Genomic DNA, 13504 nt, shown 5'->3' on the forward strand with positions numbered 1-13504 from the left:
TAACTACGCCAGATGGGGTCAGCTTGCCGCTTACAATCTACCGACAAAAGACGAGACTTTTCGAGCTGCGCGGAGGTCGTTAGGGACGGCCCATCGCTTTCGAAATCATTTCGAGTTCATTCGTCATAATTCCGCCCGCCCAGCCTTCCAGCAAAGACCGCAAATCCTGAACCGTATCGACGCCTGTCGAATTGGCATATGGACCGATCACAAAGACCTCGCTGCAGTGCCGTCAAAAGTCGACGTAGTCGCTTTCGAGGAATTCGGCCACTTCTACCTGCCATTTTTCGCGTACGAAAGCTGTTTGGCTAGGATGCGATTGTAATTGTTGTAGGCGGCTTGATCAGCGATTTCCATGGAAAGGAGAAAGTGGAATTTATTCTTTGAACTTATCTGTCGGAGTTGCTGAAAGTTCCTGACATTAGGTATCGTGGCCAATACTTCGAAATCGTTTAGAAACCGCCGTTCTCGATCAGAGCCGAGAAGATGTTTCAATCCGAATGCAACAATATGCCGGATCAGCGTGCAGGAGCTCACACCGGCTCATAGGCCTTGTTTATGAAATTGCTATTCGTATCGGCAAAACATCGACGACGGAGAGTTTCGACAAAACCGACGATGATCCCGAGCTTCCCTATAAGCTGCCTCGTCTCGGCGTTCAATCTCGTCACGTCGGGCTTTGTCGCGTTGCCAAGCCTCTCTAGCGCGGTCGCGTTGCTCCGGTGTCCCGTAGTCCCGTGAATAGGAGTAATCGGGTCGTCGGTCGTAGGGGTAGTCGTCGCTTACACAGCCGGACAGGACTGATGTAGCGAGTGAGCATAGCAATATCACAACTGCCGTTTTCATTCTGGTTATCCTCAAGAATAAGACGCGACAACGGGTCTCAGGTTAATATCAATCCAGTCCAGACACTTTGAGCACTGCATCCCTGCCAAGCCTCAAAGTCGTCAAGGGCAAAGCGGCGGTTTGGGTCAGCACATAGCCTGCCCCGTTCAGCGCCGAAGCACCGACCTCCATTGCCGCATTAGGGCTTTCGAACTTCTCGGGTTCAGTGAGAACGGCTGCAGATTCAAGAGGGACTAACTCAGGTGTTGTACCAACAACGAGCGGATCCCGCGTTTCACAGCCGGGACTGCACTTATCGAAATGCCTAACAACTGACGTGTCTGTGGTTGATGTCGAGCTGCCAGTTTTGCCGGTTTGTACAGGTTCGTAGAGTGGGCGTTTCGTTGGTATCGCGACGTATGGAAGCGACGCGACTTGCGTCTCGCTGATGCCGCTGATTGCGGGTGCAGTGTCGATGACGTCCGGCAGCACGGTCGACGGGCCGGCAATTTCCCGCTCCACAGAAGTGGAGGTCATTGCTCTTTTTGCATCGGTTCCGCTTGCAGGGATAAGATCGCTATAGGCGAAAACACAGATTGTACCGAGCATGAAACCACCGGCTCCCAAAGCCATAAAACGTGCGCGGTTGCGCCGGTACTTTGGGATGATCAGCTCAAGGTCGTGGCGGTGTTGCCAGACCCGCTCGACACGGATGACACCTGCGGCGGACGCTTCGGAAGGAGCGATGACATCGCCTTCGAGATGATTGGACATGAGTTGCCTTTCGTTAGGATCACGGCACGCATTTCAATGCGGCTTGGCACCGGAGAGCTGACCAATAGAGCTGGGTTGTCGCGCTCCGGCCCAACGTGCTGATGGGTGGTTTGCTAGTATCTGTCGTGAACGACGCCCATGATCTCGCCGGCACGTGAGACACTCACAAGCAAATTGTCGCCACCCCGCGTTGCTTTAACGAGATATCGCTCACCGACATCCTGAACGTTTCGCACGCGGTAGCCACGATCTTCGAGCAACGAAATTACGTCGTCGGGACCGAAGCTTGCGCGACCGTACCATCTGTTTTCAGCGTCGTGGTGGCGGTTCCACGCATGCAGGAAATGCGACTCTGTGTTGCCATCGACCGAATAGAGATCGGAAAATTGGTCATCATAAATGACTGCCTGCGACAACGCCGGTCCCGCAGTACCGATGGCCACCGCGACCGTCAAACCTAGAGCAAACGCATTGCGTCTCATTTTTTGCCTCCTTGACTACGCTTCGAGCCGTGCTGATAGTCGGCCGGTCGTGGGAACGGCTAACACTCAGGCGACTTCCAGACCGAACGATGTCTAGCTAAGTCCACCTTTGAGCAAGGACATCATGCATCCGTTCACTGTTGCGGTGTGTCGTTTGATGTTTAGAAATATTGCGACAGGTGTGACTACCGTAGCTGCGCCAGAAGCGCGTCGGCTCCCTTGTCAATAGCAACCTGCGAGGCCTTCAGAGCGCCAAAGCTTGCTCCGACGTTCATCGCATTCGGATATTGCTTGGTTACGTAGGCGGACAACAGGGTATTGCTCGTCGCGTCGAATATCTCCACAGCATATGCGACCGAACCCGTCATAGACCCTTCCTTGTCAGTTGCGGCCTGTACGGCGTTGTAGACGCCACCACCTACGTCAAGGTGCGAGAAGGGGCCAAGAACGGGGGTCGTCGTTTTTGCGCCCGTCAGGGTGAGATGGATGCGCAGAGTTCCAAGCGAAGGTGAATTCACCACCGAAAACCGCGTACGGAGCTTTTGCGTGAAATGGGACTGCATGTAGCTGGCCAGTGCGGCCTTGTCCTGCTCGCTGATTTTGACGAATTGATTGTCTTGGCCGCGATAGACGGTCACCGGATCGATAATGACCTTGTCATACTGCTTCCAGTTGGCTCCGCTGTTGTATCGGTAAGGAACGCGGCCGCTTTTATCGCTCGGGTCGGCTTTGAGGTGCTGCGCTGATGCGAGGCCGGCATAGACTGTTGGGTCGGCCGTTGTGCAACTGACAAGCGTCCAGCTGACGGCGAGAAGGGAAACACTGGCTTTGGAAAAGATTTTCAATTGGTTGCTCCAGCCGATAGTTTGCGCCGAGTGGCGATTGTGGCTGAACGAGCGATAGCCGAATGCAACGTTACTGTGTTTTCAGTAATGTTAGGAAATGTTCGCGTGGGCGTGAATTCTAAGGTTTAACCTCGTCGTCCCTAGGTGCTGAACCTTGCGCACCTTCAGCAGGAGGCAGTGCGATCTCAATCATGAGTCCATTGGGTATTCTGTCGAGCAACCTGAAATCACCCTTGTGGCCTATCGTTACGATGCCCTGGGCAATGGAAAGCCCTAAACCGAAGCCACCGCTCTTGCCTCCTGTCTGGCGGGATTCATCGACCTTGAAGAATGGTTCAGTTACTCGTTGCTTCAAGTCGTCAGACAACCCGGGCCCGTCATCCGAGACGCGGATCAGCACGCCACCGTCCTGGTTGCTAATCAATTCGATTTCGATGTGCTCTGCAAATCGCGATGCGTTATCAACCAAGTTAGAAACGGCTCTCGTCAGACCTTGCGGCATGCATGTGTACTTGAGCCTTCGAGGACCGACGAAGTGGACTGCGAAACCTATATCCGCAAAATCGTTGGAGATCGTCTGGAGCAGACTCGACAGGTCGACTTTGCGCCGCGGCTCGAATCTGTTGTCGAGAAAGCTCAGGCTCGCATCGATCAGTGACGACAGAGTGGAGATGTCAGCCAGCATAAGCTCTTTGAGTTCGGTTTCAGACGAACGGTCGATCCGCATCCGCAACCTCGTAAGCGGCGTTCGAAGATCGTGGCTGATCGCGCGAAGCACCCTTGTTCGCTCTCGCAGCATCGTCTGGATTCTTCCCTGCATAACATTAAGAGAGGCCGCGAGGCTGCGAATCTCAGACGCGCCCTCAGCCTTGAAGGGCTCCTCCGAGTGGTCGTCCATGCTCACCCTTTGAGCGGCAGCCGCGAAGCGGACAAGAGGCTCTGTTATCAACCAACTGCCGATATAAGCGAGCAAGATGAGAGGGATGACAATTTTCAGCAGTCCGCTAGCCATTGCCGGTGCCAGCCAGACACTCGTTGGAAACTGTGGCATTGCAAACGAAAGGGCCCTGCTATCGTCAAGTTTGATAATCAAGACAGGCGCTTGTGCATCTGCATCGACAGCATTCTTGATCGACGTCCAAATACCGTCATTGATAAGCTCCTTGATTTGTTGCAACACCTGCGGTGTCGGCGAACCGGCGTGATAGAAGATCGAGGCATTCCCAGGGGAAGCACGCTCAACCGAAATACCCATTCGCTCCGCAACCTGAAGCGTGGCCGCTTCTTCAAGAGGATCCCGGCTGTGCGCAAACTGCTCAAGTGTAGTCTCAACGCGGCCTGCGAAAAGACCGATTTCGATACCTTTGTCGTGTCGGCCATAAATGAATGGCTCGGATAAAGCGGCAACCGTCGAGACGAGTACGACCAGCAAGATTGCAAGGAAAAAGAGCTGTTTGCGGATTGAGGCGCTGCGCAGGCCCTTCACGATACCCGTTCCACTTTTGAAGCAAAGAGGTACCCACCTAGTCGGACAGTCTTGATGAACGTCGGGTCCTTCAGATTAGGTTCAATCTTCTGGCGAACGCGGCTGATATGAGCATCGACACTTCGTTCGATTGGTCCCGCCGAGCCCGCATGGGTCATCGCCAAAAGCTCCTCGCGTGTGAGCACTTCGTTTGGATGCGAGCAAAAAGCCCACAGCAGGTCGAACTCGGCCGTTGTCATGGAAACCTGTGCGCCGTCGGCATCGAATAGTTGCCGACTGCGCGGGTCGATGGTCCAGCCAGCAAAGGTCATTGGTTCGGGCTTGGCCTCGGGCTCCTGCTGTCGATCCACAGCTCGGCGAAGAATGTTCTTGATGCGGGCCAGCAACTCGCGAGAATTGAACGGTTTTGTAACATAATCATCTGCCCCAAGCTCGAGACCAAGGATACGGTCGATGTCTTCCCGCAGGGCAGTTAGCATGAGGATCGGCGTCTTTCGCGTCGCCCGCAGGCGTCGGCAGATGCTGAAGCCGTCTTCCCCAGGAAGCATTCCATCCAGGAGAATCAGGTCAAACTCATGACGCGACAGGATATTGTCCATCTCCCGGCCGCTTGCCGCTGAAGTGGCCTGAAAACCGTTAACTTTGACAAGATCTACGAGCATACTTGCAATAGCTTCATCGTCTTCGACGATGAGGATACGTGACTGGGTATGTAAGGCCGTTTTGTGAGCAACGGTGTTTCCGTGCTTTTGCGGAGATGGTGCCATGGCTGTCAACTCTTGTCAGGTCGAACCTGTTGGAGGGCTGGTTTGTCCGCGGCCCACATGCCGCGCTCTACCTTACCTTTATATTATCTACTGCAAAACTTTATTTGGATATGTTGCAATATGTTGCGCCGTCAGGCGTCGTTCATCAGGCAGGTACGCGCTTAGCGCTCGCTGCTGTAGCTCTGCAAGGGATCTGTGCGAAACTGGCTGTCAACGATAACGGCGGCAAGGTAGCACCCCCTTGCCGTCAGCAGCGAGAAGAAAGCCACCGATGTGAAGGCAATCAAATAGTGCCTGGACCTAGATCGACGTGGGAGTCTCTCTGCCAAGACGTTGACTGAGTTTTTGGCTAAACGGCCGAGCCCCACGACCATAAACATCGCTAGAATAACATATCCGCTGAACGACGCGGCGTCGAACAACCACCACATTGTTAGGCAGCCTCCCAAAAACATCTGTTCCTGTTTCGGAGCAACGGTTCGCCAATACTCAGCAGCGCGCGAACTCCTGCTCAATTCTCGGTATGTAGTTTGGGTCGCGAAAGCTGCTTTTGGTAGCTTGCCCGCTGTGAAAGCTTTAAAACCACGCAAATTGGGTGTTTGCTTGGTAGAAGCCAACGTTGGATCAGGATTGAACATCCATCAGCCCTTTGCGGTCACGCAGCCGGAGGGCATTCGCGGCAATGCTCCACCAGCGAAGTTTCCTGGCGTCCTTCATGCCTGTAGATGCAACCCGCTCGATAGAAGGTGCCGCCCTCTCAGGAGCTGGATTGCCTAGAAATTCGACACGCTCGAGAAACGCCTTGCTGTCAAACCGCTTCGGCCCGCTCTCGCCTGAGGTGCTGGTGTGAAAAAAGACTTCGAGATTGACGACCGGTATTGCGCGGATGTTGCGGACCAAATCAATGTCGGGTCGCGTCGTAACCGCAAAGGCGAATTCTTCTGAACGAAGGGCATCGAACGCCTGTGGCACTGTCGATACAGCGACAGAGGCATATCCACACTCTGCCAGTTTGCCCATAACCATCATCGCGGCAGCTTGAGGCAGAAAAACAAGAATCTTCGATTGACTGGCTGGCTGACGCATTGGCGCTTTCCTCATCTTGATGGTGAAGAAGCCTAGCGCGCCCATGTGTAGCACAGTGTTTGGTTTTATTCGTTTTTATGCGCGGCCGGCGCGGTCACAACAAACAGAGCACAACTGAAACCCACAGCATACTTCGGCGGTCTAACCTAACGTCGGATTCGAGGTCTTGTTGCGCTTTCTGACCACCCGGCCGATGTGGAATCGGTGCTTTGCCATTGGTTGCGCGCTCGCGCTGCCTGACAGAACGATCAAGAACAGGGAAATGGTATAACGGCGGCAATGACTACACATATGAACAACTACCTTGAAGGTGGCTAATTGGAGGGCCCAAGAAAGATCCTCATTCCGAGTCCAGCTCTGTGGGATTTATTCCTCACAGGAAATGGTTGCTTTTTATGCTCAGCCGCACGCCAGTCGGTCAAGGTCGCCGATTGCATGAACTCGGCAGGTAAAAGCAGAGAGCGTCGATCTGATGCGAACCGATCAACGCCCTCCATCTCGCTCCATACCCACATAATTTCATGGGGTTTTGCTTAGAGATTTCCCGTGGTAGGTCTTCAAGACTTCCGTCGACTGATCGGTCTGGTTTGTCATCAGTGCGCTACTGCTTGAAAGAGTTTGAAGCTAGGATTCAAAAATACATTGTTAGGATCAGAAGTCAGTCGGGTCAGTCGTCTATGCTGCGGCAACTCTCTGTCAGAAAGACACATAGTCGTTTGGAGTTGAATAGCAAGTGGGCTATCAGTAAGCTATGAAACAAACAGTGAAACTGAGCTCTGTCGGCCGACCCACCCTGGAAAAAGCGGCATAACTATCAAGAAAAATCTTGGACATCGCTCAGTCCCTGTTCTTGAATCAGGGTTTCGAGCGTACCTTGATCGATCAAATCGCCAATGCTGCGCATGTGGCCAAGCGCACATTCTACGCCCGCTTCGCAGATAAAGGGGCCCTATTCGACGCGGTCATCAAACGTCGGATAGACCAGAACCTCCTGGAGATAGATAGCCTCGACCGGCAGGGTCCGAAACTCGAAGATAAACTGTTGAAGCTGGCTTATCTTCTGCTCGAGCACGTCCTCCAGCCGGAGGCGATCGAACTGGACCGGGCGATCACGGCTGAAGCCGTCCGTTTTCCAAATCTCACGCGACTCTATAGAGAGCATGCGGGGCCGCGCTACGTTGGATACGTAGCGAAAGTCCTATTGTCTTCGCCAGAATCCTATGCAGGCGAGCTTCAGCAAGTGGAGCGAGATACGAACAATTTACTGGTTTTGCTGGTCCTGCCCCTTTTACGAACTGCGCTTTTCTCGACGCCTGAGCATGTCAGAAAAGAGCTGGAAGGTGGCGTCATCGAAGACCGCATCAGATTTTTCATGAAGGGCATCCGGCCATAGGCCGATAATGCCCTTCATCGTGGCTCACATTCATTCGGCCGGAGCTGGATGTGCTACCTGATCCGGTTCACGCTTGTGTGGGTTCTTGCTGAATTTCATCACGAAGGCAAAAAACACCGGCACGAAAAAGATTGCCAGGATTGTCGCGGAAATCATGCCGCCGAGTACACCTGTGCCGATCGCAGTCTGGCTGCCCGATCCCGCGCCCGTAGCAATCGCCAGCGGAACCACACCCAGAGCAAAAGCGAGAGACGTCATTAGGATTGGCCGGAAGCGAAGGTGTGCAGCCTCCACAGCTGCATCGAACGTCGACTTACCTTCAGCTCTGAGGTCCTTGGCAAATTCAATGATCAGAATGGCATTTTTCGCCGAAAGTCCCATGATGGTGATCAAGCCAACCTTGAAATACACATCGTTCGGCATGTCACGCAGCATTACTGCACCGACCGCGCCAATCACGCCAAGTGGAATGACCAGCAGCACGGAAAGCGGGATCGCCCAGCTTTCATAGAGAGCTGCAAGGCAAAGAAACACCAGTATTACGGACAGGCCCAAAAGCATCGGCACCTGCGAACCGGACTGGATTTCCTGCAGCGACTGCCCGCTCCATTCGTACCCAAAACCGGATGGTAGGGTACCAGCAATTCGTTCGACCTCATTGATGGCATCGCCCGATGAATAACCGGCAGCCGCCTGACCGCTGAAACGGACAGCCGGGAAACCATTGTAACCGACGATCTGCGCCGAACCCTTGGTGAACTCATAGCTGGCGAAAGCTGAGATGGGCACCATGCCGCCTTCGGAATTTCTCACCGTCAGTTTCATCACGTCGAAGATCGTACCGCGCTTATCCGCATCGGCCTGCACGGTTACACGCTGCATGCGTCCGGCATTGGGGAAGTCGTTGACGTAGGCCGAGCCGAGGCTGGTGCTGATGGTCTGGTTAATGTCGGCGAAGGTGACACCATAGGTGTTGGCCTTCTCGCGATCGATGGTCAGCACTGTTTGCGGCGCATCGGCCAGCCCCTCGACCATGACCCGCGCAAGAATTGAGCTTTTACCGGCCTCTGCCATGAACTGATCACGTGCCGAATTCAAAGCCTCCGTACCTTGGTTGCCGCGATCCTGAAGCCGGAACGCAAATCCATTGGAGGTGCCGAGGCCAGAAATCGCGGGCGGCGACAGGGCGTAAGCCGTCGAGTCCTTGATGGCCTGGAAGCCGGCATTGAACTTGTTCGACAAAGCCTGTGCCGACTGCTCAGGGGTCCGTTCGCTCCAATCCTTCAGGGTGATGAACGAAAGTCCGGCGTTCTCGCCCGACCCTGAGAAGCTGAAGCCACTGATCGCCACAATGCGATCAATCGACGGTTCGGACGTGATGACCTTCTCCATCAGCTTGATAGAATCGAGCGTCCGTTCCGCCGTAGCATCGGCCGGACCCTGGACCTGGGCGAGCAACGTGCCCTGATCTTCATCAGGAAGGAAGGAAGACGGCAATTGCAGGAACATCCAGGCCGTCGCTGCTGCAACGACGAGATATACCAGCATGACGCGGCTCGAACGTCGGATGAGGCCCGCGACCCAGCCACTGTAAGTGTGGGAGCCACGGTCAAAACCCCGGTTAAACCAGCCGAAGAAGCCTTTCTTGCTATGAGCATGCCCTTTCTCAACAGGCTTCAGGAAAGTCGCGCAAAGAGCGGGCGTTAGCGTCAGAGCAAGGAAAGCCGAGAACAGGATCGACGCTACCATGGTTAGCGAAAACTGCTTATAGATGACACCTACAGCGCCCGGGAAAAAGGCCATTGGAACGAAGACAGCAGTCAGCACCAGAGTGATACCGATGACAGCGCCGGTTATCTGCGTCATTGCCTTCTTGGTCGCCTCTTTCGGCGAGAGCCCGTCCTCCATCATAATACGCTCGACGTTTTCAACAACAACGATCGCGTCATCCACGAGAATACCGATGGCCAGAACCATGCCGAACATCGTCAGCACGTTGATCGAGAAACCGAGCACGAACATCACACCGCAAGCGCCTAGCAACGCGATCGGCACGACGATCGTCGGAATGATGGTGTAGCGAATATTCTGCAGGAAGAGGTACATGACGAGAAACACGAGGACCATCGCCTCGGCCAGCGTCATCAACACCTGCTCGATCGAGATATAGACGAACGGCGTGGTGTCGTAAGGGACAGAATATTCGATGTCTTCAGGAAACGATGGCGCCAGTTCCGCCAGTCGCGCCTTGATGGCAGTGGCCGTGGTCAGCGCATTTCCGCCTGGCGCAAGCTCGATCGACGCGCCCGCGGCGGGTTTACCGTTGATCCTGACCGAGGTGGCATAGCTGTCAGCACCAACCTCGATCCGAGCGACGTCACGCAGACGCACCGTCGAACCGTCGGTTTCCGCGCGAAGCACGATCTGGCCGAATTCATCAGGCGACGTCAGTTGGCCCTTGATCAGCAACGATCCCGTGGTGCGCCGGTCAGGTCGCGATGGTGCCGTACCGAGACGGCCAGCAGCGACCTGGGCATTCTGTGCCTGGATCGCAGTTGTGACGTCGGCTGGCGTCAGGTTGAGACCGAGCAGCTTGTCCGGATTGAGCCAGACACGCATGGCGCGCTCACTGCCGAACAGCTGCGCATTACCGACACCCGGAACGCGCCGCAACTCATTGGCCACGTTGCGGCTCATGTAGTCACCAAGGGCAATACCGTCCATCGAACCGCTCTTCGATGTCAGAGCCACCAGCAACAACGTGCCACCGCCTGCGGTATCTACGCTTATACCCTGCTGGACGATGGAGGACGGCAGTCGGGCTTCGACCCGGCGCACCCGGTTCTGCACTTCGACAGCCGCCGTTTCGGGAACCGTACCCGGTTCGAACGTCACGGTGATGCTGATAGCGCCCTGGGCATTCGATGTGGATTCGTAATAGAGCAGGCCCGGGATGCCGTTAAGCTCCTCCTCTATCAAACGTGTTACGCCCTCATAGGTATCTTCGGGCGAGGCACCGGGATAAGTGGCCGAGATGGTAATCTGCGGCGGCGCCACATCCGGGTATTGGGAGATGGGCAGCATGGTCAACGAAATTGCGCCTGCCAGCATGATGGCAATGGAAAGCACCCATGCAAAGACGGGGCGGTCGATAAAGAATGCAGGAATCAAGGATCAGCCCTCCTTTTTCGTGGAGGAATCCGCAGCGACTGGATTGATCCAGCCCTCAGCCTTTACAGCCTGCCCCGGGCCGACCTTCTGGAAACCTTCGACGATCACCTTGTCGTTGGCATTAAGCCCTCTGATGACCACCCACCGGCCATCGAGTATCCATCCGAGCGTGACCTCTCTGACTTCGACCTTGCCCTCGGCATTGACGATATAGAGCTGCGGCTTTCCAGCGGTATCGCGCTGGACGGACTGTTCGGGCACAGCAAAGGTTCCTTCGAGCGCTCCCTGCTGGAGCCTTGAGCGGACATACATGCCCGGTAGAAGGTTCCGCTCCGGGTTGGGAAATTCGCCACGCAGAATAAGCTGTCCAGTCTGTGCATTGACGCTTGCTTCGGAAAACAGAAGTTTGCCGTCATGCGGATAGGTACGCCCCTGCTCCGTCACGAGTTTCATGCTGACACCACCTGCGGCATCCTCTTTGAGGTCGCCGTTTTTGATGGCGTTCCGCAATAGGATAAGTGTGTCTGCAGGCTGCGTGAAATCGGCATAGATCGGATCGATCTGCTGGATCGTTGCCATGACGTCAGAGGTTGGGCTCACCAGCGTGCCTTCCGTAATCAGGGCGCGACCTATATTGCCGCCAATCGGAGCCTTGATCTGCGTATACTGCAGCTCGAGTTGTGCGGAACGGAGATCGGCTTGAGCGCGGGCAACATCTGCGTTGCTCTGCGCGAGTTCACCGACAGCCGTTTCGCTAGCATCTGCACTAGCGACACCGCTCTGACGCAACTGGGTCTGCCTGTCTGCCTTCTGCCCTGCAAGCTTCTGAGCCGCGAGAGCCGCGTCGAGAGTAGCCTGGGCGGAATCAACCTTCGCCTGGAATGGCGCGGGATCGATCAAATATAGGAGATCACCTTGGCGAACCATCGCCCCCTGCTCAAAGACGCGCTTTTGCACAAGACCAGTGATCCTCGGACGGACATCCGCCGTAATCATCGGTGACACGCGGCCAGGCAACTCGCTGACAACCGGGATTGTCTCAGGTTTGACTTCCACAACTGAAACCATGGTCGGCGGACGTTCAGCGCTCTGTCGCTTTTCCTCATCTTCTTTTCCACAAGCCGCAAGCGTCAAAACAGTGAAGGCCACTACGGCCAAGCGGATGGGACTTGTCACATGATGCATAGTTAATCCTGAAAACGATTGGGCTGGATAAGCGAGGCAGATAATTCCGTTACAGCATCAAACTCAAAAGAAACGCAACCGTTTCGGTTCTTTGCGCGCTCGCGCAATTGTGTTGACGGTGTGCCAATTCTCTTCGTGCCGACCCCACGGGAAAATATGGAGTACGCCTTCCGTGTGATTAATGGCCCGTCGGCTACAAGTGCTTGGGTCGACCCTTGCCTGACAGCCGGCGCTATCCTGTTGAAGATACCTGTACAATGAGATCAGATTACAGATCTAGAGGTGCCTTTGGATGCTGTTATGTTCAGAAATGTTGCCGCGGCATCAATTGCACTTTTCCACCACCTCGTGCCTGATTGGTCAGCGATCGACGATGGGCTGGGAGTGAAAGCTGAAGTCCGAGCATAAATTGCGGGGAAGAGTGTCTATGCCTTGATAGAAATCGAACCGTCGAAACGTCATTTCACCCCTTCCTTTGTTGTCCCTCGCGATATCTGTGACGATCAAGGCGGTCAAACATAGCGTACAAAACGAAAATCCTGTCGCAAGGGGAGGCACCCCAGACTTAGACGACGTAGTCAGTCTCGATTGTTGTTTGCTCCATCGTCACGCCTGGTAAAGCGGATTTCGGCCGGCCGACCGGGCGGGCAGGAACGCCTGCAACCGATGTGTGGGACGCGACCGCCAACAGGACCACACTACCCGCTCCAACCTTTGCGCCTACGCCGACCTCGATATTCCCGAGAATTTTCGCACCCGCTCCGATGAGGGCGCCTCGACGGACTTTGGGATGGCGATCACCGGATTCCTTTCCCGTACCTCCCAAGGTAACATCCTGGAGGATGGATACATCGTCTTCAACGACAGCTGTTTCACCGATGACGAGCCCATTTCCATGATCGAGCATGATCCCACGTCCCATCCGGGCGGCCGGATGGATGTCGATTGACAAAACTTCGCACGTACGGCTTTGAATGTGACGCGCCATAAGAGTTTTGTTGTGCCGCCATAGCCAGTTCGCGATACGATGCCCCTGGAGGGCTAGGAACCCTTTGAAATACAGGAAAGGTACAAGCAGTTCCGAAGTGCTCGGGTCGCGATCGAAAACTGCCTGAAGATCCGAAATTGCAGACTCGACAATCTCGGGAGCGGCCTCAAAGACCTCCAGTGAAACGTGAGTCAGGACATCCGTCCCGACATCGTTGTTCGCCAATGTCTCCGCAAAGCGGTGGGCAAGCCCATGCGCGAAATCTGGGTGGGAGAGGACATTAAGCGCCATCGCCTGGGCCAGTCGCGGATCGTCGTGAGCCGCCACCTGGGCCTCCGCGCAAAGGGCCGCCCATATTTCGTCGGTGCGATCACGATCTTCCGGGCAGCCGTCCTCAATGGAGGTCATAAGAGCCGAGCGCAAGTCCCGTGAAACGGCGTTAGGCAATAGGCGCGAGATCGTCATAAGGTAAGCGCGAATTTCTATGCGCCTTCTGAAGCGC

Annotated in this window: 12 protein-coding genes; 2 read left to right on the plus strand and 10 right to left on the minus strand. The window is 55.1% G+C overall.

Features of this window, described 5'->3' with window-relative positions:
- Window positions 1-325, plus strand: a 325-nt coding sequence (locus RS75_RS27505) for a hypothetical protein (RefSeq protein WP_045025134.1), incomplete at its 5' end; no start/stop codon positions are given.
- Here the strand turns inward: RS75_RS27505 and RS75_RS26005 are convergent.
- The 7 genes from RS75_RS26005 to RS75_RS24075 all read right to left on the minus strand — a co-directional run bounded on the left by RS75_RS26005 (window position 274) and on the right by RS75_RS24075 (window position 6265).
- Window positions 274-537: a Dabb family protein gene (locus RS75_RS26005; RefSeq protein ID WP_407691590.1), complete on the minus strand. Its 264-nt coding sequence runs from the start codon at window positions 535-537 to the stop codon at window positions 274-276. The two genes, RS75_RS27505 and RS75_RS26005, sit on opposite strands and share 52 nt — an antisense overlap.
- A 357-nt stretch (window positions 538-894) precedes the next feature.
- A complete protein-coding gene (locus RS75_RS25235; protein WP_052679752.1) occupies window positions 895-1599 on the minus strand; it encodes a hypothetical protein in 705 nt (234 codons plus the stop codon).
- Between the two features lie 113 nt (window positions 1600-1712).
- The gene (locus RS75_RS24050) at window positions 1713-2081 is read right to left on the minus strand and encodes a hypothetical protein (RefSeq protein WP_045025136.1); all 369 of its coding nucleotides are present in this window, start codon (window positions 2079-2081) and stop codon (window positions 1713-1715) included.
- A gap of 185 nt (window positions 2082-2266) precedes the next feature.
- On the minus strand, window positions 2267-2926 hold the full coding sequence (locus tag RS75_RS24055) for a DUF3313 domain-containing protein (RefSeq protein ID WP_045025137.1): 660 nt from the start codon (window positions 2924-2926) through the stop codon (window positions 2267-2269).
- 118 nt (window positions 2927-3044) lie between these two features.
- Window positions 3045-4412 carry an ATP-binding protein gene (locus RS75_RS24060; RefSeq protein WP_045025138.1) on the minus strand — a complete coding sequence of 456 codons (1368 nt, stop codon included), beginning with the start codon at window positions 4410-4412 and terminating at the stop codon, window positions 3045-3047.
- Entirely contained in the window at window positions 4409-5179 is a 771-nt protein-coding gene (locus RS75_RS24065; RefSeq protein WP_045025140.1) for a response regulator, read from the minus strand. Before RS75_RS24065 ends, RS75_RS24060 begins: the two co-directional genes overlap by 4 nt.
- Before the next feature lie 624 nt (window positions 5180-5803).
- Window positions 5804-6265, minus strand: a complete 462-nt coding sequence (locus RS75_RS24075; RefSeq protein ID WP_045025145.1) for a hypothetical protein — start codon at window positions 6263-6265, stop codon at window positions 5804-5806.
- An 826-nt stretch (window positions 6266-7091) separates the two neighbouring features.
- Here RS75_RS24075 and RS75_RS25240 point away from each other — a divergent pair.
- Complete coding sequence (locus RS75_RS25240; RefSeq protein ID WP_052679753.1) at window positions 7092-7658, plus strand: TetR/AcrR family transcriptional regulator; 567 nt, start codon at window positions 7092-7094, stop codon at window positions 7656-7658.
- Window positions 7659-7688: 30 nt separating this feature from the next.
- Here the strand turns inward: RS75_RS25240 and RS75_RS24085 are convergent, their stop codons facing one another.
- The 3 genes from RS75_RS24085 to cysE all read right to left on the minus strand — a co-directional run bounded on the left by RS75_RS24085 (window position 7689) and on the right by cysE (window position 13410).
- Complete coding sequence (locus RS75_RS24085) at window positions 7689-10826, minus strand: efflux RND transporter permease subunit (protein ID WP_084687207.1); 3138 nt, start codon at window positions 10824-10826, stop codon at window positions 7689-7691.
- Between the two features lie 6 nt (window positions 10827-10832).
- Entirely contained in the window at window positions 10833-12014 is a 1182-nt protein-coding gene (locus RS75_RS24090) for an efflux RND transporter periplasmic adaptor subunit (RefSeq protein ID WP_045025143.1), read from the minus strand.
- Between the two features lie 565 nt (window positions 12015-12579).
- Window positions 12580-13410 carry a serine O-acetyltransferase gene (gene cysE / locus RS75_RS24095; RefSeq protein ID WP_045025147.1) on the minus strand — a complete coding sequence of 277 codons (831 nt, stop codon included), beginning with the start codon at window positions 13408-13410 and terminating at the stop codon, window positions 12580-12582.
- Window positions 13411-13504 lie beyond the last annotated feature (94 nt).

The organism is Rhizobium nepotum 39/7, from assembly GCF_000949865.1.
In the GTDB taxonomy this organism is placed as follows: Bacteria; Pseudomonadota; Alphaproteobacteria; order Rhizobiales; family Rhizobiaceae; genus Agrobacterium; species Agrobacterium nepotum.